Below are 20,797 nucleotides of genomic sequence, written 5' to 3'. Positions count from 1 at the left end.
CCCGGATTTGGTTGTCTGCGGGATAATAATAAGAATTGTGAAGTACTGGGATGCTGTTTAATACATCGTTGTTTTTTGGCTTTTTTTGCCTTTTTTTTATCCTACACTCCTTCGTTTTTACTCGGCCGCATACCCGCGCGCTGTTTATGGTGGCCGCCAGCCTAATATTTTACGCCGGTTGGGATTATCGCTTTGTGCCGTTGTTGGTGTTCAGCGGGGTGGTGGATTTTTTTGTGGCCCAGCAAATCGAGGGACACACCGAGCAACGGCGGCGTAAGCAGTGGTTGTTCGTTTCTCTGTTTGTAAACCTGGGTATTCTGGGGATCTTCAAGTATTCCAATTTCATGATCGATTCGGTGCAGGAAACACTGAGCTTCTTTGGTGTGCCTGTCTCGCTGGGTACGCTGGAGGTGGTGTTACCGGTGGGTATTTCGTTTTATACCTTCCAGAGCATGAGTTACACCATTGATGTGTATCGGCGTGAAACCAAGGCTCGACATAATTTTGTGCCTTTTTTTGCTACCCTTTCGTTTTTTCCGCAATTGGTTGCCGGGCCGATTCTGCGGGCCAAGCAGATCCTGCCGCAGATAGAACGCTTTCCTGATGTGACGCCGGAAAACGTTAAGTTTGGTTTTGTGCTCATTACCATGGGTTTGTTTAAAAAGACCATTGCAGATTTGCTGTCGTCCCCTGCGCAAACGCTTTTTAACAGTGATGCGCCCTTGAGCTGGATCGAGACGGTGACGGGCGTGCTGGCATTCGCGGGCCAAATATACGGTGATTTCTCCGGTTACAGCGATATCGCCATCGGTATTGCCTTGTTGCTGGGAATACAAATTCCCCTGAATTTCAACACGCCTTATTTTGCGCTGTCACCAGTGGATTTCTGGAAGCGCTGGCATATTTCCTTATCCAGTTGGTTGAGGGATTACCTGTATATCTCGCTGGGGGGCAACCGTAACGGGCGGCAAATTCGCAACGTGTTTATCACGATGCTGTTGGGTGGGTTGTGGCATGGTGCCGCCTGGACCTTTGTGATCTGGGGTGCATACCATGGTGTTATTATTTCGGCCACTCATATGTTGCGGGGTACGGCGTTGGGGCAGTGGCTGGCGGGTATAAAGCTGCGAGCATTTCGCTGGCTGCAGTGGTTGTTTACGTTCTATTTGGTGTGTATTGGTTGGGTGTTCTTCCGTGCCGAATCGGTGCAGGATGCTTTGACTATTATCGCTGCTTTGCACAGCCCTGGATCGGCAGTTGAGGCCCAGCCGTTTGCCGGTGGCCTGCTGGCTATGGTGGCGGTGGCGATCCTGCTGATCCATTGTATTGATTACGGTATTGTTCACGGCCGTGAGTTGATTACCCGTCGTTACGCCCGCTTTGTGCCATTGCTGATTTTAGGGCTGACCTTCACCATTCTTATCGGGGAGCCGGGCTATGAGTTCATCTACTTCCAGTTCTAGAAACATCGCGTTTTACACGATGTTCATCGCGGCGATTACGATGTTGCCAGCGGTGGGCCTGGTGAACTGGTTGACGCGATCTGCCGAAAGCAGTGCCGGTGATATTTTTGGTATCCAGCGCATTCGCTCGGTGATCGAATCCATGGATTATATGGCTGAAGTCGATGGTGATACCGCGTTGTTCGTAGGTTCATCGCTGGTAAAAGATGGCTTCTCTCCGCGAGTGTTTGATGCGGCATTGGCGCAGGCCAGCGGTAGTAGGGTGACCAGTTTTAATGTGGGCATGGGTAATATGAAGCCCAGCTATCAGAAGATATTGGTACGACGGATGGCGGAGACCTTTGCCCTGCATCAGCGTAATGCTGCATTGACGCTGATAGAGTTTAATCCGTTTTTGGTCACCGATGCGCGCCAACAGTTTCGACCGTTTATGACAGAGCAGATCCAGGCTGTGTTGATGTCGCCGGACGAGGTGATGGATACGCTGTGGGATGATCCGGAGCGCTTTGCTCGTCTGGTCAGTATCAAGTACTTACGCAACGGCGTGTCTGCAGAAGCGATCACCGGGGGCGTGCGTTTTTTGGTGGGGCAGGCTCAGGCACAGGCTCCGATGATGAATCAACTCACCGATGATCAGCTGAAGCATATTCAGCAGTTATCGGAATTCCGCTCCGAGCTGAATAAATACATCTATCAGGAACACCCGGTGACCAAAAAGTCCCATGTGTGGAATCCGCTAACTCAGGGTGGTTTGATTGATATGATGGATCTTTCACCTCAAGCACAGGCGCTGGCAGCGAAAATCTCAGGTGAAATGCGGCATCCTAAGGCACTGGAGATGGATCTTGCGGGAAGAATTCAATGCTGTGATATAGAGAATCTGTCCTTCAATGACAAGCTGATTGATGAATTTATTGATACAGTGAAGAGCGCTCAGCGGTTTTCAGATCGGGTAGAAATTGTTGTGATGCCGCGTAACCGTAAGTGGGTCCAGCCATCCCCCGAGGGGCAGCAGCGATTGGCGCAGATGCTGGCGCATTTGCAGCAGGTTACAGGCGTGACAGTACACAATTATCAGGAGCATGAGGCTTTTGATGAATCGGCTTTTTATGACGTCACCCACTTGTCTATGGACTCAGGGCGGCCATTGTTTTCGACTATTCTGGCGCAGGATGTGGCCGGGTACTTTATTCAGAATAATAAGCAGTAGAGCGACAGGTATGACCAGCGGTCATTGCAATAGGAGCATGAGATGAAAACCACCAGTGTTCAGTTAAAGGGAAGCTTTGATGTGGATCGCCTGAAGGCGGATCTGGATACCGCGACCGCCCATTTTCAATCTGCACCTCAGGTTGGTAAATACCATGACGGCAGTTGGACTGGTATTGGGCTGCGCAATTTTTCTGGCGATCATGGCAATACCCTGGCCGCACACACAGGCCACAGCAAGGACACGGCGGTGTTGAAGCAATGCGCTTACTTTAAGGAAGTGCTGGACAATATTGGTTGCCCGGTTTACGTGGCGCGCATTCTGTTTTTGCCGCCGGGAAAAGTGATTGGTGAACACACGGATGCCGGGTTTGGCTGGCATCACGGTATGGTGCGCTTGCATATTCCTATTGTGACGGATCCCAGAGTTGAGTTCAGTATTGGGGATGACGAGGTATATTGGAAACCTGGTGAATTCTGGTTTGGGGATTTTTCGAAGCCGCATTCCTTGCGCAATAAAAGCGATATAACCCGAGTGCATCTGGTTATGGATTGCCCCATTACGGCTGAGACGCTGGAATTGTTCCCGGAAGCGTTTATAGAGCAGGTACGCAGTGAAACCGAGATACTGCAATTGAACCCTATTGAAATGGATGAGGAAACTCTGAAGTCTTATTGTGGAACATTGGTGGTGCGTGGACCATTGTTGGGATTGACGGTGCCTATTTCCGGTGATGTGTTTGTCAGTGATGGCATGTTGGCGGTGAAAATTCGTGGTTTGCCGATTGTGTATCATTTTACACCTATCGCGGAACACACATTTCAATGCAACACCTATGAATTGAAGTGGGCCAAAAATCCTAATCAGCAGGATGATAGCCTGGTGATCAGCAAAGATCACAAGACCGGAAAATCTCAGGAAGTGACGGTTTATAAACAGCAGCCAATGGGGGTGCGTCTGTTCTCATGGTTGCAACGTGCGGTAGTGGGTGGGGTTTGGGCCACGTACTTTGGCATTCTCAAGCTCAAGCGTGTTTTCTCTGGCAATAAGCACGTTACCGAGCAGGCTTCTTAACGCTCGGCGTGCATCAGCCTTCTGGCTGGTGGGAAAGGTTGGCGATGGCGATGATCATGCCCAGTATTGTCATCCAGATATAAACACAGCTAAGGGATTGCGCCATGGCTACCGCCGTAACAGACAACCCCAGCAGATGCCCCAGAATATGAGTGAGGCCCAATTGCGCTGCCACCAGGTGTTGCTGGTTTTGATGTTGCCCAAGGGATAACGATGTGCTGTAAAGCGGTGTGAGCCAGGCTAACCCCAGGCTCATCAATAATGCGATGGCGCACAGCCCCCACAGATTATGGCTTAGCAGCAACCCCAAAGTGCAGGTGACCAGTAGCGCCGCAATCCAGAGCTGCCGCAACATGGGGTTGGGCGCGGGATGCCTGATCTGCAAACGATGACCAATGACACTCAGTGCCGCGGCGGCAGTCATTAACAGCGCAATGGTAAGGCTGATGTGCTCGGCTGATGCTGAGGTCAGTACCGCTAAGGCGGGGCTGAGCTGAAATTGCAGGCTGCTGGCAATGGCGGTTGTGGCAATGGCGATGACCCCAAGCCAGGGGGGTGGTATTAATCCACGCAAGGTTTTTCCCAGTGCGAGTTGGGAGTTCGGCCGGGTGGGTTCGGGTGATCCTGCCAATTTGGTGATTAGAATCAGGGGCAGCAGAGCCAGAAGCACCGGCAACAGTAACCAGTGCAGCCATCCTGCCGCCGCTGCCAGAATGGGGCCCAGTGCGCGGGATAGCGCCAGTTGCTGGCTGATACGGCTGAAAGCTGCCAGACGCTGCTGAGGTTGACTCAGTTGGGCGCTCCAGCTTTGGGTTACCGGCAGCAGGCTGGACGCAAAAACCCCATACAAAAGTCGACTCAATATTAAACCCATCAGGTTCTCATCACGAGTCAGCACCCCGCTGTCCCTCATCCACAAAGTTGCTCCAAACAACATCATGCTTATGGCAAAACCACCTAAGCCAATCCACAGCATACGGCGATGTCCCAACCGGGGCAGTAGCAGTGGCCAGGCAATAGCCCCCACGAGGTAGGTCAGCATACCTGCAGCAAACAACTGTGCCCAATGTTGATAATCCAGGTCGGTATTGCTGACCAACAGGGGAAGATAAACCAACATGGCCGACTGACTTAAGCCCATAGGGCCCACCGCCCAGCTCAGGCGGCGGACCTGGGTATCGTCGACAAGATTGCCCCCTTTGGGAGCTTCTGTCGTAGCGCCTACGTTGCTCTGAATGATAATCGTTTGCATTTGATAATCATACACGATATCGTGATCTCCGCAAACATCACAGCGGGTGAATACGATGGACAGGTTGATTTCTGGTGCGGCTGATTATTTATCGGTCAACTGTTTTCTAAATGCTTATGTGCGTGAGTTTGATGACTGGCGTTATGCTGCCAGCCCGGCGGAATGGCAGGTGCTTGGCTTTCCCTCGCAGGCTTTGGTTATTCCGCTTGGGCATCAAACAGTGTGGATTGGCGTTAAGTATTGGTCTTTGTGTGGACGTCATCGGTTTGCCATGCCCGCCCGTTGTGAAGGTGAACACTGCCGGGAGGATCGGCAGATGGGATTTTTAGCACTGGCAAAAGTGTTGGTGGAAAACGCAGCGATCCAGACAAACGGCACCATCGGTGCGATGGCACGTTTTCTGGAGCGCATTATTGAGAGCCATCGTAATCTGGAAATGCTATTGGCGCTGCGGGAAGCAGAGATTGGCAAGCTGATGCGCGATCCGCTGACGTTTTGTGAAGCCGAGCAGGCCTTGTTGATTGGGCATTCGGTTCACCCTGCCCCTAAAGTGCGCCAGCCTATGACGCTAACCGAAGCCATTCAATATGGACCGGAAGGGGGTTCCGGCTTTGCCTTGGCGTGGATGCGGGTGCGTGATCATCGCATTCATTATCGCAGTGCAGACAACCAGACCTTGCAGCAGCGGATACAGTTGTTGGTTGCCAATGATGCGAATCTTAGTGAGGTGCTTGCAGATACGCCGGAAGGGTACACCCTGATCCCGGCCCATCCATGGCAGGTTCGCCGTTTGCAGCAGCTGCCAGCACTGCAAACGGCTTTCGCACAACAGGAAATCACGGTGCTTGAACCTCAGGGTCAACGTTGGTCTGCCACCTCATCCATGCGTTCCCTCTATGCACAGAATGCTCCCTACATGCTGAAGTTTTCCCTCAGTGTGCGGCTTACCAACTCGGTGCGCCATTTGCAGCCGGCGGAAGCGGAGCGAGGTTGTCTGATCTCAAAGGTATTGGCAACAGCCACTGGGCAACAGTTCACTCAACGTTTCAGCCAGTTTGACATTATGGAAGAGCCCGCTTATCTGTGTTTGTTGGATGACGGGGGGGCTCAGATACCTGAATCCATGATGGTGTTTCGTGATAACCCCATCCGTGAACGATCCGATTGGCAATATAACGTGTTGGCAACCATAACTCAGGATCACCCATTTGCTGAGCCGGGGCGCTTATCGAACCTGGTGGGTGAGGTTGCACAAACGCAGCGAGTATCGAAAGAGCAGGCTGCCAGTTTATGGTTTGATGCTTATCTTGATGTGGCGGTTAAACCGTTGCTGCTGGCACAGGCAGACTATGGCATTTTGTTTGGTGCTCATCAGCAAAATATAGTGCTGGCATTGCAGCAGGGTTTGCCGGTGCACTGCTTTTTCCGTGATTGCCAGGGTACGGGTTTCAGCGATGTGGGCGTGCGTCGGTTTCATCTGGACCAGAACGCTTTGGGCGAATCAGCCGAAAATCAGATTCATAGCGACATGGCGATCAAACTGTTCGCGTATTACCTGATTATTAATTCCACCTTTGGTGTGATCAGTGCCATGGGGGCTGAGGGGATGATTGATGAAGCTGATCTGGTTGATCGTCTCAGGGCATTCTTTCTGACCACATTATCACCAAAGCTTCAGGATCAGAGTTTCATTAAAACCATTCTAGAATCAGAAGAACTCTGGCAGAAAGGGAATTTCATCTGCTCGTTGGCAGACTTGAACGAAAACACCCTGGCTGATCCTGTATCTATTTATCGCGCCGTCTCTAATCCTGTTTGCTCCGGGCTAACCAAGCCATCTTTGCGAGCAAGTACTACCTGCTAGGAATCAATATGACCAGCCAATTTATGACTACCGTAGTTCAGCATGAAAGTGGGTTTCGTGCCTGGCATTACAATCATCATGTAATGGGAAGTACCAGCATTCTGCTGGATACTGGCAGTGCAGAGCTTCGCGCTGTATTGGATGCAGATCAAATCTCCATGGTGTTGGAGTTGCATTGGGATGGCTCCGATCTGCTTAATATTCGCAGTTGGCACGTGGCCACGGGGGAGCAAGATCAGCGCCGGGTTCGAAGCGCATTGTTGTCGATACTGGATATAGTGTTCAGTACCCACCAAGAATTGCGAGCGATCATTGTTAATCATGAAATCGACCGATTAATGGATGGTGCCATGCTGCGCGGTCGCATTCTGACCCGGCAGACGTTCTATCAATGGCCCGAGCTGTGGCTGGCGGCGGGTGTTGCGTATCCTCGCCCGGTGGAATGGGTGATGAGCGAACACGCTAGCCATCCATTGCGTCCACCGCAACCAGACGGTGAGTTCTATCGCCGTTATGTGCCGACGCTGAACAAAGTCCTGTCGTTTAAAACCGTTGATGTAACCAGGGATCTGGATCGTTTTCACGACTGGATGAATCACCCACGCATCGCTCCTGCTTGGGAGCTGGGCTTGCCTAAACCAGAGCTGGAGAAGTACTTGCTGGAGCGTCAGTCGGATCCGCATATATTTTCTGTTTTTGGTTATTTTGATGACGAACCCTTCGGATATTTTGAACTGTACTGGACCCCGGAAGATCGGCTGGGGCCTTATTACCAAGCGCAGGATTTTGACCGTGGGATTCACTTGCTGGTGGGCAACCCGGCCTATCTTGGGGCTCAGTACTTTGCCGCGTGGTTTACCGGGTTGACGCACTTTTTGTTTCTGGATGACCCCAGAACGATGAATGTGATGGGTGAGCCTCGTGCGGATAATAAATCCATCCTCAAACACCTGCAAACGGTGCCGTCTTTTCAGGTGGTTAAAGAATTCGATTTTCCCCATAAGCGAGCTGCGCTAGCGGAATGCACGCGCGCACGCTTTTTCGATCTTGTTAAATTGCCATGATGAAGGTTGGAAATGAGCATAATGTCGGATGGTGAACTTTGGGATAGGCTGAATCGCGAGCTGGTGGCAAAAGTCATCGGTGAGCTGCAGTATGAACAGTGCTTTCAAATTAATAAGGAAGGTGCTGGCTGGGTACTGAAACTGACTTCAGGCGTGCGTTATACCTTTACAGGTTGGGAGACGTTGTGGGGGCAGGTGCGTGTTGATGTTGACTCGTTGCAACGCAGCGCAGATCTGGCTGTCAGCGCTGCGCAGTTCTTTCTGGATGCGCAGAGTGAGCTGGAGTTGGATGATATTGTACTGGCAAACTTGCTGGAAGAATGCGCCCAGACGCTGCAAGGCGACATACAGTCGTGGCACATAAAACAGGGTGTTAGCGCTGCAGAGCTGGCCAGTATGGATATTGACAGGATGCAGCCATATTTAAATGGGCACCCGAAAGCCGTATTGAACAAAGGGCGGCTAGGGTGGGGGGATGCGGAGTTGGAGCAATTCGCCCCCGAGTACGCGAGCCCTTTGCAATTGCGTTGGATCGCAGTGAAGAAACGTCACTGTCGGGTTGGCAGCAGCCATGCGTTGGAGATGAGTGCGGTTGTGCGCAGTGCAATGAGTGACGATGAATACACAGCACTGCTGCAACAGTTGGTTCGGGTCAGTGGTTTAATAGAGCCCTGGGTGTTGCTGCCAGTTCACCCATGGCAATGGCAGCACAAAATACGCAAACACTTTTATGACTGGATTGCCGGTGGTGACTTGGTGGATTTGGGCGTGGCCGGGCACCGATTTTTACCGCTGCAGTCTATTCGTACCCTGGCTAACATCGACGAGCCTGAAGCGTTCAATGTCAAGTTGCCTGTGACCATTCTGAATACATCCTGTTATCGCGGTATCCCCGGTAAGTACATTGAAATTGGAGGGCGGCTTTCCAACTGGTTGCATGAACGCTGCCAGATGGATGCCTTGCTATATGATCGTGGCACAGAGGTATTAAAAGAACCGGTTGGGGTTAGTTGCAGCCATCCACACTACGTTCATATAGACAAAGCACCCTACCGCTTTAATGAAATGCTGGGTGTTGTGTGGCGAGAGAGCGTGCAAAGCAAATTACGTTCTGATGAGCAGGCTATGTTGGTGGCCGGTTTACTGCAACAGGATAATCAGGGTGATTGTGTTGTGGGCCATCTGATCGTCAGATCGGGGTTGACGGCGCAAAGTTGGATGCGGGCATTTTTTGATGCGGTGGTAGTGCCGCTGTATCACTTGATGTGTAAGTACGGTGTTGGATTGGTAGCCCATGGGCAGAATCTTACGCTGATTCTTGCAGATGGCGTGCCCCGGCGATTAGCGATTAAAGATCTGCAAGGTGATCTGCGCCTGGTGGATCAGGATTTTGCGGAACTGGAATCGCTGGATGCAGACATTAAGAGCGTGCTTACTCGGTTGCCGCCTCACTATTTGATCCATGATTTACAGACTGGCCACTTCGTGACGGTGTTGCGTTATCTGTCCGCGCTGTTGCACGAGCAGGAGCTGCTGACCGAAACCGAATTTTATTCTGTCCTGGCCGAGGTGATCCGCGACTATCAGTCAGGATGCCCACAGTTGCAGGAGCGTTTTGACATGTTTGATTTGCTGGCTCCCAAAATGAAACGCGTCTGCATAAACCGGGTGCGCTTTCTGGAGGGCTATGGCGATCGGCATGAGCGCCCGTTACCCATTTTGGGAACCGATCTTGAAAATCCGTTACTGGTTACACACTTTGAATGCAATAGGAGGTTGCCTGATGAATCAGCAGCACGTTAACCTGGCCGGAATTGGCGCGGGCCCTTTTAATCTGAGCGTGGCAGCATTGTTGCAGAAATGTCGGAATACTCGCTACGCTTTTTTCGATAAAAAGCCGGAGTTCAGCTGGCACAGCGGATTGATGCTGCCGGGGGCAAAATTACAGACCTCATGGATGAAGGATCTGGTAACTCCGGTTGATCCAACCAGTCCGTACAGTTTTTTGAAGTTTCTGGTGGAGAAAAGACGATTCTATTCGTTTATTAATGCCGAGCAATCATCGATATCGCGACAGGAGTTTGCCCAGTATCTGGATTGGGTAGCTCAGCAACTGCCTGCTGTCCGATATAATGCGCATGTTCGGGAGGTGAATTACCAGCAGGGACGGTTTTGGCTGCGTTTTGATGATCGCATTGTCAGTGCCGATCACCTGTGTGTAGGGACCGGTACGCAACCCTATGTGCCGGAGTTTGCTGTTCCTTATTTGGGAAAGCAGGTTCTTCATGCTGGCGGAATTCTGAATGCGAAGCGTGATTTTACAGGGTTAAAGGTTGCGGTGATCGGTGGCGGTCAAACGGGCGCTGAAATATTTCAGGAGCTGATTAGCGAGCGCTGGGGTGAGTGTGAATCAATTGCCTGGGTGTCCCGCAGGGAAAACTTTGATCAGCTGGATGAAGCACCATTTACCAATGATCTGTTTACCCCATCTTATGTTAAGCACTTTCTTGCTCTGCCTCAGGAAGAGAAACAAGCGATTGTAGCGCGACAGAAGCTGGCCAGTGACGGTATCTCGCCTGCTACGCTGAAGGAAATCTATCAGTCGCTGTATCACACCCAGGTGGTGTGCGAGCGAGGGCGTAATATCATGATGCTGCCGGATCGTCAGTTGGTGTCTATGCTGAAGCAGGGCGGAGGATACGAGTTGATGTTGATGCACAGCGGTAAGGCTAAGGAACGTATTGATGCTGATGTTGTTATTTTCAGTACAGGGTTTCGCACGGTGATCCCGTCGTGCCTGGAACCGTTGGCAGAACAGATCCAATGGGAAAGTGATGGTGTATTATCCATGGATGACAATTATCAGGTGAACTGGGAGTGTCAGGATCAAAGTCGTATTTATGCTGTGAATGCCAGTCGTCATCATCACGGTATCGTTGATCCGCAGACGAGCCTGATGGCATGGCGCGCTGCCAATATTGTTAATGATCTGCTGGGATACGAATTATATAAGCTGGAGCAGCCCGGGTTTGTTCAGTGGGGCGTGTTGCCAGCGACTGCGAAAGAGCGCTTTGTGGCGTGAAGAAGGCTTTACTATGAATGCTGAGGATATGGGTCAGCCGATTTTGGTTGAAGGCTGGCCGTTGGTTAAGGTGTGTTTTGTTGGCCCTGCGAATGAGGGGCAGGTGCAGTCCTGGTTGCAACAAATGGATGATCTGTTCTTGCGCCGTACACGCTTTGGGTTGCTAACCAAAACAGATGAAGACAGTGACTTTTCTGCTGCCGGGCGCAAGGCGATGGGGTTGTGGTTCAAGCTGCGGCGAGAGCAACTTTCCCTTTGGTGTGTGGGGGTGGCTCGTATAGCACCGCAGGCCGATGCCGTGGAACGTTTGGCGGGGCCGAAGATGCAGGCTGCGATGCCGTGCCCTATTTATGCCTCGGTTGATGAGGAGCAGGCGCGGGCTTGGTTGCAGGATAAACTGACTGATATGTAATGTTGCATTGCAGTGAGCGGTAGTGAAAAGGTGGCCATCCGTGGCCACCTTTTTTTATGGGCGCTTAATAATCCACGCTGTAACTGAGGGTGAGAGTGCGACCCTGAGCGGGCAGGTAGGCTGATGCACCGCCTGACGGGTATCCGCGTACCTGATTGTAAACCGAGTAGTATTCAGCGTTGGTCAGGTTGCGTACTGCAGCTGTGAAGTTACCGGCTTCTGTGTAGAAGTTGGTGATCAGATCGAATGTGCGATAGCCTTCAAAAGGAACCACCTGAGATTTCTGATCATCCGGCGCTTCATGATGGCCTTGTTTGTAATCGCTTAGATGAGTGAACTGCAACCGGGCATCAGCGGCTTGGTTAAAGCTGTAGCCCAGGTAACCGGTGATTTTTTCGGGGGCTACCCGATCAGCACCCAGTGCATACCAGCTTCCGTTGTCATCTTCTGTTTCCCCTTGGGTGCGGGCGTAGGTCAGACCTGCGACCATGCCGCTGTCGAAGCGGGCATCCAGCAGCGCCTCAAAGCCCCAGAAACGTTCGTCCTGTTTGCGAATGGTAACGACGCCGGTTTCGCGATCAAATTCTACATTTTGATCGGAGGTGTTATAGAACAGCGATGTCTGTGCGCTGATGTTACTAAAACGTCCGCGCCAACCCAGATCCCATGATTGGGTTTTGCTGGCATCGATGTTCGTGCCTTCCAGTATGGGGCCTTGCACGCCACCATCACTCAGTACGGTGACTGATCGCAGTAGTCTTGTCAGATCTGGAACGGTAAAGCCTTCTGAGTAATTGAGGAAAGTTTCTTGTTGTTGGGTCAGTGCATACACTACGCCTGCGTTGAACAGGGTTTCCGAGTAGGTTTCTTTGCCGCCGGTGCGATTTGCTGCGCTATCGCTGTAGATTAGATAATTTTCGTAATCGTATAGATTGGAGGCGGTGTTGATGATGCTTTCCAGTAACAGGTTGGCGGGTGTACCGGATGCTCCTGCGATAGCTTGCAGATAGGGATCTTCCAGTTCTTGTTGATAATACTCTGCGTTGGCGATATCAACGCCGGAAACAGTGTCATCTACTTCAACATCGGCGTGCTCGTAGCGCACACCGGCTTTCAGTGTCCAGCGTTCATTCAATGCCAGTTTGCCCTGCAAGAACAAAGCGGTGGTTTCGGTTGTGGTGGCAGGGCCTGCGTCATAGTTTCCACCAGTGGCTTGATATTCAGTTTGCCCGCTGGCGATCCAGTTGTTGTAGCTGTAGGCAATGGAGCGCTGCTCGCTGTTGTCATGGATGTAATCCAATCCGTAAGTGAGATCCAGAGTTTGACCATCGCCGAGCTTAAATGGCTTATCCAGAGCCAGTTTGAAATCCAATACTTCTGAGTTGACCTGGCTTTGGAACAGGGTGCCGGTTGCACCTTGAATATTGGCGGCTACAGCGGCCAATAATTGTGGCGTGGTGGTGGGGCCTGCGGCCACGACACCGGCCCAGTCGATATTGAGGAACAGCGGGCTGCTGGGATAAGGATAGTAAAAGTACTCGTTTTCGCGGTAGCTGAGCTGGGTTAGCAGGGTATGGCCAAAGAAATTCTGCTGACTGAAGTCGAAGGTGATGCTGTCGCGGGTGCTTTGTGGTTGTTCATTCAAACTAAGGCCGGGTTTAGGGGTTGGGGTGTAATCACCACCTTTGGCAAAAATGCCCGACGGCAGGCCCAGGTAAGTGGCGCTTGGCTCACCGAAATCGGCCGCATAGTCGGTGTTCTGTTTCTCTTTATAGTGCTCCATGCTGACCCGCAGAGAGCGATTGCTGTCGATCTGCCAACCCAGGTTGACCAGGATGTCCAGCGTGTCGCTGTTATCACGGCTTACTTGGTTGGGGTCGGTAGCGATCTGGTTGCCTTCACTGTCGTAGTAGTTGCCTCGTTGTTCGTAGTTTACGTTCACCAGGTAATCGACTTGATCGCCGCTGCCGCTTACGGTTTGTGAGCCGAAACGGGTGAAGCCGTCGCTGTCGGTGTTTTCAGTGTTCAGGGTCATGCCCAGTTTGGTGTTGAATTGGGATTGTTGATTCTGGCCGCGTTTGGTGATGATGTTGATAACACCACCGGTTGCACCGGCCCCGTAAACGGCCGTGGCACCAGAGATGATTTCAACCCGTTCGATGTTTTCTGGCGAGATGGTGGTGAGTTGGCGTGATATATCGCGAGTGGCCCGTTGTGCCACCCCATCGATCAGCACCAGTACTTTGCGGCCCCGCAGGGTTTGATAGGCGCTGGTGGCTGAGTCGTCTCCGGGGGCCAGACCGGGAACCATTTGCCCCAGTATCTGCCCCAGGTTGCGCCCCGGTTGTGCTTGTTCTGCTATTGCGCTTCCTTCGATTACCTGCGTGGTGTAGGGGATAGATGCCACGTTTTCGGTAATCCGTGAGGCGCTCACCACAAGGGTGTCCAGCATGTAGGGTTCTTCTTCGCCCCAGGATGAATTGACTGTCGCGGCGCTGAGTGTCGCGACGACGTAAGCTAAGGGTTTTACTTTCACGTTTGTTACTCCCAATGGATGTTAAAGCGGAGCCTCTCTCCAAAGACTGCGGTGTTTATTTTTGCGTGCGAATGCCCAGTGACATGAGTCCGATGAAATACAGCCCCCCCATGAGGGATACCAATAGGCCGGACGGCAGTTCGAATGGGTACATAACGGTTTGGGCGGCCAGGTCTGCCCAGGTCAGCAGGCAGGCACCCATCAGCGCGGTAATCAATGTCAGGTGTTTGTGATTCGAAATGCCCAACAGGCGTGCGCCATGGGGGGCCATCAAGCCGATAAATGTGATGCCGCCGACTAATGCCACGGCAAGCCCGCTCAACAGGGATGCAATCAATAACAGTAGCAAGCGGCACTGTTGCAGGTTAAGCCCAAGGCCTGTGGCCCAGTGATTGCCCAGCTGTAACAGATTCATCCAGCGCCAGGTGAGCCATAGGGGCAGTAACAGGGCAGCACTCAACAGGCCATAGAACCAGGCCATGGCGGGGGTGGCGGTGTAGGTGGTTCCTGACAGCCACATCAGTGCGTCGGTGGATTGGGTTGCACTCAGGGCGAAGACGATGGGCGTGGCAGTGCTGGTGATGGCGGTTACGGCAATGCCCGTGAGTGCCAATCGCACCGGTGAGAAGTAGGCTCCTCTGTTCAGCCATAGAAGAAAGCCCAAGCCCAGGCCGCTGCCGATAATGGAGATGGTGAGTGTGGTGAGTTGGCTCATGCCAGACAGGAACATGCCAGCGATCACAACGCTGAGTACGCCGCTGTGGGTGAGTCCGGTAATGTCGGGGCTGGCCAGTGGGTTGCGCAAAAACAGCTGCAATATCATGCCCGCGGCAGCCAGCCCTGCGCCAGCGCAGATGGCGTAGATGATGCGGGGCAGGCGCAGAGACATCAGGCTTTCGTCTGTGGTGCCGTGGGTTAATGTCAGGTAAATTCCGACGGCAGTCAGAGCCAGTAATGCTGTGGCGGCTGGCACTGGTGGTGCCCGAAGCGGTGTTGTCAGGCTCAGGGTGTTTTTGGCAGGGCTGTGATAGCTGTATTTGTTGCGATGGCGCAGAAAATACAGCAGGCAGGGTGCACCCAGTAATGTGGTGAGGGCTCCGGCGGGAATGCTGACATCGTCACCGCCCAGCCAACGGGCCAATACGTCGGCACCCAACAGAATCAGGGCACCCCATGCCATGCTCCAGCACAGTTTCTGGCGGGTGCTGCGAGCCCCACTGCCGTTAGCCAGGTGAGGCGCAATGAGCCCGACAAAACTGATCATGCCCACCACACTGCAGACCATTGAGGCCAATACGATAGCGCTACCCAAGGCCAGAATCTGAATGGGTTTTACCGCGACGCCGAGGCTGGTGGCGCGGGTTTCTCCCAGGGCGAAGAGATCCAGTGAGCGCGCCATGGGCAGGCTGACCGTTAGCACCAGTAAGACGACCAGCCCCATCTGCCACAGCAGGGAGTAGTCGTGCAGATGCAGATTGCCCGCTCCCCAGATGTAGAGACCATCCAGGGAGTTTTCGAAAAACAGCAGCAGTATGGCAGCCAGTCCATTCAGGCCCAGATTGATGATCATGCCGATTAATACGGTGTGTACCGGGCTGCCTCCCAGTCGTTTTGCCAGCAATAAGGTGAGGCCGCCCGCCAGCAGCCCTCCCAGTAAACCACCCAGTGGCGAGAAGCCGGGGTGGCTGCCCACGCTGGCCGCCAAGGTGACACCCAGCATGGCACCTGCGTTGATGCCGAGGGTGGATGGGCTGGCAAACGGATTGCGAATGACCTGTTGAATCAGCAGACCGGCCAGGCCCATGGCTCCACCACACAATAACGCCAGCCCGATTCGTGGCAGCTCGTACAGCCGGATCAACAGAGCCTGTTGGCTGTGAAGCTGCAAGGGAAACTGTAAGGCCAGCCATAAGCACATGGTGGCCAGCAGCAGGCCGCCGAACAGCAGGCCGACGCGGATCGGATTGAGTGTAATCAGAGGTGCGTTCATGGGGCGTATCCCAACAGGGCATTACGGATCCGTTGTGCCATCAGGGTGGCCGACAGTGGGCCACCAAAGCCCCAGCTGTTGGGGGCCCGGTAGTAACGGTGATTCACTACAAACTCAAGCTGCGGCCAGATGGGGGATTGCTCCATCAGAGCCGTTTCATTGGAATCATCACCGAATATGATCAGGTGACAGTTTCCCAGCGCCAGCATCTGGGGTAGCTGGATGTGGCTGAAATCCCGACCGGGCAATGCTGAGTGCCAGTGGTTTTGCAGGCCCAGTTGTTGAGCTACGTCGGCGCTCATGGCTTGATTGGCGAAGACCCGCAGACCCATTCCCATGCCGACAAACTTGCCCAGTACCACCGGCTGCCCCTGGAGACCAGCCTGTTGCAGTTGTTGTCTGGCGCTGCGGATGGTGTCTTCCATGTCGGAGATGGCGGTTTCTGCCTGTTGTTCCCGGTTCAACAGGCGGCCCAGATCACGGGTGATGCGCAGCATCTGCTCGAAGTAGCGGAAATCAGGCTGACTGCTGCTGGGGTATTGGCGGTAGAGCAGGGTGGGGGCAATGCCTTGCAGTCGCCCTAGCTGGTTCTGGTGGCGAAAGTTGTAGCCTAGAATCAGATCCGGTTTAAGGCGGGCGATGGCTTCCATGCTTGGATTGCCGCGATGGCCTACGTCGATGGTGGTGTCTGGCAGGGGAGGGTGATTGGACTGCCATTTACGGTAGCCTGAAACGGTCGCCACGCCGACTGGGGTGATCCCCAGTGTCAGCAGAATCTCGGCGTGGGACCAAGTCAGCGCGACAATTCGCTGGGGCGGGCGCTCGAATGTCGTGCTGCCTGCGTCGTGATGGAGGGTGATCGCTGCGAGCCCGTGATTGCCCAGCAGGGCACAGGTTGCGCTCAGCAGCCACAGAAAAGCGGATTTCATGAGCTGGGTGCCCCTGCCGGTTGATACAGGCTTGCTTGTAAAATGGGCCTGCTCTGACCCGGTGAGCGTAAGAACTGGCAGGAAAGATTGAATACTTCCCGCAGCAGGGTGGGATCCTGTAGCAGGTTGATGGGGCCAGTGGCGTACACCTTGCCTTGTTTGATGACAATGACTTCGTCGCACCACTGAATCGCCTGATTGAGATCGTGAATTACCAGGGCGATGGTTTTGCTGAGCTCCCGATTCAGGCGATGAATCAGCGCCATCAATTCCAGCTGGTGGGATAGGTCGAGAAAAGAGTTGGGCTCATCCAGTAACAACAAATCCGAGCCTTGGGCCAGTACCGTGGCCAGCCACACCCGTTGCATTTCGCCGCCGGATAAGTGGTCTACGGTTTGCTCAGCTTTATCCAGCATTTCGGTTTGCTGCAGGGCATGGCTTACGGCCGCGCTGTCTTCCTCGGTCAGGTTCGCCCAGGGGGGCAGGTGGGCAAAGCGACCACAGGCCACCACTTCCTCCACGGACATGCCGTTGGGGCGCTCTGATGTTTGGGGCAGGTAGGCCAGGGCTCTGGCTAGATCTTTGCGTCGCCAGCGCTGGAGGTTCTTTTCATCCAGGCAGGCCTGACCCCGGTCGGGTTGCAGTGCGCCCACCATCACTTTCAGCAAGGAGCTTTTTCCGGAACCGTTGGGCCCCACTATGGCGGTGATCCTGTCGGGCTTAAGCGAGACCGACACGGTATCCAGAATGCGCTTACCCCCACGATTGACGCATACTTGATCAAGCGAAATCATACAGCTGGCCTTTACTTCCCTAATAATGTCGCAATCTTAATGCAAATCGTTATCAATTGCATTAATTTCGAAAGCATGAGAGGAGGCTTGGGCCAAGGCGGTAAGGGTGGGGAGGTGTGCCCGGAGTAACCCGGGCGAGGTCTTAGCGGGGTCGGCTGGCGGTCAGGACGACAAATTTGGGGTTGCTGGCGGTCAGCTCTACTTCTTTGAAGTGCGACTTTAAGGTTTGGTGATAATCCAGATGACGGTTGCCCACTACCACCAGTTTTCCGTGTTCTGTCAGGCAGCGCTTGGCACCTTTGAACATGCGCAGTGCGATGTTGGAATTGATGTTGTTGCCCTCGTGGAACGGCGGGTTGCACAGTATCACGTCCACTTGCTCTTCAAACCCATCCAGCCCGTCTGCGATGATGTAGTCGCAGGGGTTTTTGATGCCATTCAATGCCATGCTGTCTTTGGCGCTGAGCAGTGCCAGGCTCGAATCGTCCAGCAGGCTGAGGCGGGCGCTGCTGTTTTGCAGGGCGGCGTAACAGGCCAGGGCACCGTTGCCGCAGCCCAGATCCATGATGTGTGTCGCTTCTTCTACCTGGGGGAAGTTATCCAACAGAAAACGGCTGCCGATATCCAGCTTTTGTTGCGAAAACACATTGGCGTGATTCACCATTTGCAGCGTGGTGCCGGGAATACCATAGCGTATGGGTTGTGGCACGGCAGGTTTGAGTTCGGGGTTGAATTCAGCAAACACCAAGCGGGCCTTGCGTTGCGCCAGGGAGGTGGTGGCGGGGCCGATGCAGTTTTCAAAACAGCGCACCATGGATTGGCTGAGATGTTTCACCATGCCGGCACCGATGACTTTGGTGTGCGGGCCGATGTGGGGGCGCAGCCGGGTGAGCTGGTATTCCAGCAGGGACAGGGTTTTGGGAATCTTCACCAGCACAATGTCGAACAGGCCATCCAGCTCTTGGGTTGATTCCCGCCAATGGTCGCTGAGGAACGCTAACTGATTGCGGTACAGGTTCTGCTGTAGAGAGAGTTTGCTGGTGTAGCTGTCATTCCAGCTGTGTGGGTGCAGATGATTGAGGCAGGTGCCAAGGGCGCCATGTAGATCATTGAGCAGCAATATGCGCTTGGGCAGTGGGTCGATGCTGGCCAGTTCTTTCAACAGCAAGTCATCGGCGGCACTCCAGGCCTGTAAAGGGGATTTGGCGTGATGGTGCAGTGGCAATAGGGTGAAGCGCCCAAACGGGCTGTCGTATTCCATTTTCTCTCTCGGTATAAAAAAGCCGCCCCAACTGTAGCAGAAGGGGGCGGCTTTCAGAATTTTTAAAGAGTCTTTTTAAAGAGGCTCTATAAAAATTACTCGGCTTTTGGGCCTGCGTTGCGGATCTCGTCAGACACTTCTGAGTACTTCTGGAAGTTGTTGTTGAACAACTCAGCCAAGTGTTGCGCACGGGCAACATAGGCGTCTTTGTGGGACCAGGTGTTCTCGGGGATCAGCAGGTTTGGATCAACACCAGGAACGTCAACGGGCACGTCCAGGTTTAGGATGTCGATGTGCTGGGTTTCAACTTCGTCCAGTGCGCCACTGAGGATGGCGGTGATGACACCACGGGTGGTGGGGATGTCGAAACGCTTGCCTTCGCCGTAAGGGCCGCCGGTCCAGCCAGTGTTAACCAGGAACACTTTGGAATCGAATTCCTGAATGCGCTTGATCAGCAGCTCTGCGTACTCGCCTGCAGGACGCGGGAAGAAAGGTGCGCCGAAACAGGTAGAGAAGGTGGTTTTGATGCCAGCGTCAGATCCCATTTCTGTGGAGCCAACCAGTGCAGTGTAGCCACTCAGGAAGTGGTAAGCAGCGGCTTCGTTGCTGAGACGTGATACGGGAGGAATAACGCCGTTCAGATCGCAGGTCAGGAAGATTACGTGCTTGGGTTCGCCAGCCCGGTTTTCCAGCACTCGCTTCTCGATGTTTTCCAGCGGGTAAGCAGCACGGGTGTTTTGAGTCAGAGTGCAATTGGTGTAGTCAGGAACGCGGTTTTCGTCCATGACCACGTTCTCCAGAACGGCACCAAAACGGATGGCATCCCAGATCACGGGCTCATTTTTCTGGCTCAGGTCGATACATTTGGCGTAGCAGCCGCCTTCGAGGTTGAATACGGAGCCTTTGGCCCAGCCGTGCTCGTCATCACCGATCAGGTAGCGATCAGGGTCAGCAGACAGGGTGGTTTTACCGGTACCGGACAAGCCGAAGAACAGGGCTACGCCGCCGTCTTCACCCACGTTGGAAGAGCAGTGCATGGGCAGTACTGATTTCTCAGGCAACAGGAAGTTCTGTACCGAGAACATGGCTTTCTTCATTTCGCCAGCGTATTGCATACCGGCGATCAGAACTTTGCGTGCTGCGAAGTTCAGGATTACACAGCCATCGCTGTTGGTGCCGTCGCGCTCTGGCTGACACTCAAAGGTGGGGGCGTGCAGAATTTCCCAGCCTTCTTTGGATTTTGGGTTGAACTTTTCGGGGCGGATAAACAGGCAGCGGCCGAACAGGTTGTGCCACGCGGTTTGTGTGGTGACCTTAACGGCGATGTAGTGATCAGGGTCAGCACCAACGTGCAGGTTGGAGATGAACTGGTCGCTTTGGGAAACATGCTCCTCAACGCGGCCCCACAGGGCATCGAACTTGTCTGCAGGGAAAGGACGGTTAACCGGACCCCAGTGGATGTGCTCACTGGTGCTGGGCTCGTCTACGATGAAGCGATCCATGGGAGAGCGGCCAGTACGGGCACCGGTTTTGGCAACAAAGGCACCGTTGTGGGCCAATTCGCCTTCGCCGCGCTTGATGGCTTCTTCAATCAAGAATGTGCTGCTCGGATCGGTATGAATCTGGGGAGCGTTTGACATGTTTCCTATAACCTCACTTTAATCGGCTTTTGGCCGCTTTTTCTAACAGTTTAAAAATAAAGCTGTGTGGCTATCGTTATGAGATAGCGTTTCCGCAGGCCCTTGGCCACGACGGTAGCTTCTCGCAAGCAGGCTCTGAATACTGGGCTGTACCCATGACAGACCGATGAATTCAATCGGTTGCTGTACTTGGTGTCCTGCTCGACTTAACGCCAGCCCGAATTTG

General features: G+C 53.5%; 15 protein-coding genes. 8 read left to right on the top strand and 7 right to left on the bottom strand.

Going from position 1 to position 20,797, the window contains the following annotated elements; all coding sequences use genetic code 11:
• Nucleotides 1–146: 146 nt before the first annotated feature.
• The 3 genes from Kalk_RS08760 to Kalk_RS08750 are packed head-to-tail and all read left to right on the top strand — an operon-like array spanning nucleotide 147 to nucleotide 3,747.
• A complete protein-coding gene (locus Kalk_RS08760; RefSeq protein ID WP_233716847.1) occupies nucleotides 147–1,463 on the top strand; it encodes an MBOAT family O-acyltransferase in 1,317 nt (438 codons plus the stop codon).
• Nucleotides 1,438–2,673 (top strand): hypothetical protein, encoded by a 1,236-nt coding sequence (locus Kalk_RS08755; RefSeq protein ID WP_158643389.1) that lies wholly within the window; start codon nucleotides 1,438–1,440, stop codon nucleotides 2,671–2,673. The genes Kalk_RS08760 and Kalk_RS08755 overlap by 26 nt, the downstream gene beginning before the upstream one ends.
• A 42-nt stretch (nucleotides 2,674–2,715) precedes the next feature.
• Complete coding sequence (locus tag Kalk_RS08750; RefSeq protein ID WP_101893872.1) at nucleotides 2,716–3,747, top strand: aspartyl/asparaginyl beta-hydroxylase domain-containing protein; 1,032 nt, start codon at nucleotides 2,716–2,718, stop codon at nucleotides 3,745–3,747.
• A gap of 13 nt (nucleotides 3,748–3,760) precedes the next feature.
• Here Kalk_RS08750 and Kalk_RS08745 read toward each other — a convergent pair whose 3' ends face one another.
• Nucleotides 3,761–4,999 (bottom strand): MFS transporter, encoded by a 1,239-nt coding sequence (locus Kalk_RS08745; protein WP_158643388.1) that lies wholly within the window; start codon nucleotides 4,997–4,999, stop codon nucleotides 3,761–3,763.
• A gap of 55 nt (nucleotides 5,000–5,054) precedes the next feature.
• Here Kalk_RS08745 and Kalk_RS08740 point away from each other — a divergent pair, with 55 nt between their 5' ends.
• Genes Kalk_RS08740 through Kalk_RS08720 form a run of 5 tightly spaced genes read left to right on the top strand, consistent with a single transcriptional unit; the run spans nucleotide 5,055 to nucleotide 11,421 of the window.
• Nucleotides 5,055–6,863 carry an IucA/IucC family protein gene (locus Kalk_RS08740; RefSeq protein WP_101893870.1) on the top strand — a complete coding sequence of 603 codons (1,809 nt, stop codon included), beginning with the start codon at nucleotides 5,055–5,057 and terminating at the stop codon, nucleotides 6,861–6,863.
• Between the two features lie 8 nt (nucleotides 6,864–6,871).
• Entirely contained in the window at nucleotides 6,872–7,927 is a 1,056-nt protein-coding gene (locus tag Kalk_RS08735; RefSeq protein WP_101893869.1) for a GNAT family N-acetyltransferase, read from the top strand.
• A 12-nt stretch (nucleotides 7,928–7,939) separates the two neighbouring features.
• A complete protein-coding gene (locus Kalk_RS08730; protein WP_101893868.1) occupies nucleotides 7,940–9,730 on the top strand; it encodes an IucA/IucC family protein in 1,791 nt (596 codons plus the stop codon).
• Nucleotides 9,711–11,009, top strand: a complete 1,299-nt coding sequence (locus Kalk_RS08725) for a lysine N(6)-hydroxylase/L-ornithine N(5)-oxygenase family protein (RefSeq protein ID WP_158643387.1) — start codon at nucleotides 9,711–9,713, stop codon at nucleotides 11,007–11,009. Before Kalk_RS08730 ends, Kalk_RS08725 begins: the two co-directional genes overlap by 20 nt.
• 13 nt (nucleotides 11,010–11,022) lie before the next feature.
• Nucleotides 11,023–11,421, top strand: a complete 399-nt coding sequence (locus tag Kalk_RS08720) for a hypothetical protein (protein ID WP_101893866.1) — start codon at nucleotides 11,023–11,025, stop codon at nucleotides 11,419–11,421.
• Between the two features lie 64 nt (nucleotides 11,422–11,485).
• On the opposite strand, the gene Kalk_RS08715 is transcribed toward Kalk_RS08720, so the two are convergent.
• From Kalk_RS08715 to Kalk_RS08690, 6 genes are all read right to left on the bottom strand, one after another.
• A complete protein-coding gene (locus Kalk_RS08715) occupies nucleotides 11,486–13,957 on the bottom strand; it encodes a TonB-dependent receptor (RefSeq protein ID WP_158643386.1) in 2,472 nt (823 codons plus the stop codon).
• Nucleotides 13,958–14,012: 55 nt separating this feature from the next.
• Nucleotides 14,013–15,947, bottom strand: coding sequence for an iron ABC transporter permease (locus Kalk_RS08710; protein WP_101893864.1), 1,935 nt, complete (start codon nucleotides 15,945–15,947; stop codon nucleotides 14,013–14,015).
• Entirely contained in the window at nucleotides 15,944–16,876 is a 933-nt protein-coding gene (locus Kalk_RS08705; RefSeq protein ID WP_101893863.1) for an ABC transporter substrate-binding protein, read from the bottom strand. The genes Kalk_RS08710 and Kalk_RS08705 overlap by 4 nt, the downstream gene beginning before the upstream one ends.
• The gene (locus Kalk_RS08700) at nucleotides 16,873–17,670 is read right to left on the bottom strand and encodes an ABC transporter ATP-binding protein (protein ID WP_101893862.1); all 798 of its coding nucleotides are present in this window, start codon (nucleotides 17,668–17,670) and stop codon (nucleotides 16,873–16,875) included. The genes Kalk_RS08705 and Kalk_RS08700 overlap by 4 nt, the downstream gene beginning before the upstream one ends.
• 142 nt (nucleotides 17,671–17,812) lie before the next feature.
• Nucleotides 17,813–18,931, bottom strand: a complete 1,119-nt coding sequence (locus Kalk_RS08695; protein WP_101893861.1) for a methyltransferase — start codon at nucleotides 18,929–18,931, stop codon at nucleotides 17,813–17,815.
• A gap of 95 nt (nucleotides 18,932–19,026) precedes the next feature.
• Nucleotides 19,027–20,571 (bottom strand): phosphoenolpyruvate carboxykinase, encoded by a 1,545-nt coding sequence (locus tag Kalk_RS08690; RefSeq protein WP_101893860.1) that lies wholly within the window; start codon nucleotides 20,569–20,571, stop codon nucleotides 19,027–19,029.
• Between the last annotated feature and the right edge of the window lie 226 nt (nucleotides 20,572–20,797).

It is taken from the genome of Ketobacter alkanivorans (assembly GCF_002863865.1).
GTDB lineage: Bacteria > Pseudomonadota > Gammaproteobacteria > Pseudomonadales > Ketobacteraceae > Ketobacter > Ketobacter alkanivorans.
Note: the sequence above shows the minus strand (reverse complement) of the source record. Positions and strands in the feature narration are given on the sequence as shown.

Bases quoted from the DNA above. Each gene is read 5' to 3' on its own strand.
- Kalk_RS08760 (WP_233716847.1), top strand. From the start codon at position 147: ATGGTGGCCGCCAGCCTAATATTTTACGCCGGTTGGGATTATCGCTTT.
- Kalk_RS08755 (WP_158643389.1), top strand. From the start codon at position 1,438: ATGAGTTCATCTACTTCCAGTTCTAGAAACATCGCGTTTTACACGATG.
- Kalk_RS08750 (WP_101893872.1), top strand. From the start codon at position 2,716: ATGAAAACCACCAGTGTTCAGTTAAAGGGAAGCTTTGATGTGGATCGC.
- Kalk_RS08745 (WP_158643388.1), bottom strand. From the start codon at position 4,999: ATGCAAACGATTATCATTCAGAGCAACGTAGGCGCTACGACAGAAGCT.
- Kalk_RS08740 (WP_101893870.1), top strand. From the start codon at position 5,055: ATGGACAGGTTGATTTCTGGTGCGGCTGATTATTTATCGGTCAACTGT.
- Kalk_RS08735 (WP_101893869.1), top strand. From the start codon at position 6,872: ATGACCAGCCAATTTATGACTACCGTAGTTCAGCATGAAAGTGGGTTT.
- Kalk_RS08730 (WP_101893868.1), top strand. From the start codon at position 7,940: ATGAGCATAATGTCGGATGGTGAACTTTGGGATAGGCTGAATCGCGAG.
- Kalk_RS08725 (WP_158643387.1), top strand. From the start codon at position 9,711: ATGAATCAGCAGCACGTTAACCTGGCCGGAATTGGCGCGGGCCCTTTT.
- Kalk_RS08720 (WP_101893866.1), top strand. From the start codon at position 11,023: ATGAATGCTGAGGATATGGGTCAGCCGATTTTGGTTGAAGGCTGGCCG.
- Kalk_RS08710 (WP_101893864.1), bottom strand. From the start codon at position 15,947: ATGAACGCACCTCTGATTACACTCAATCCGATCCGCGTCGGCCTGCTG.
- Kalk_RS08705 (WP_101893863.1), bottom strand. From the start codon at position 16,876: ATGAAATCCGCTTTTCTGTGGCTGCTGAGCGCAACCTGTGCCCTGCTG.
- Kalk_RS08700 (WP_101893862.1), bottom strand. From the start codon at position 17,670: ATGATTTCGCTTGATCAAGTATGCGTCAATCGTGGGGGTAAGCGCATT.
- Kalk_RS08695 (WP_101893861.1), bottom strand. From the start codon at position 18,931: ATGGAATACGACAGCCCGTTTGGGCGCTTCACCCTATTGCCACTGCAC.
- Kalk_RS08690 (WP_101893860.1), bottom strand. From the start codon at position 20,571: ATGTCAAACGCTCCCCAGATTCATACCGATCCGAGCAGCACATTCTTG.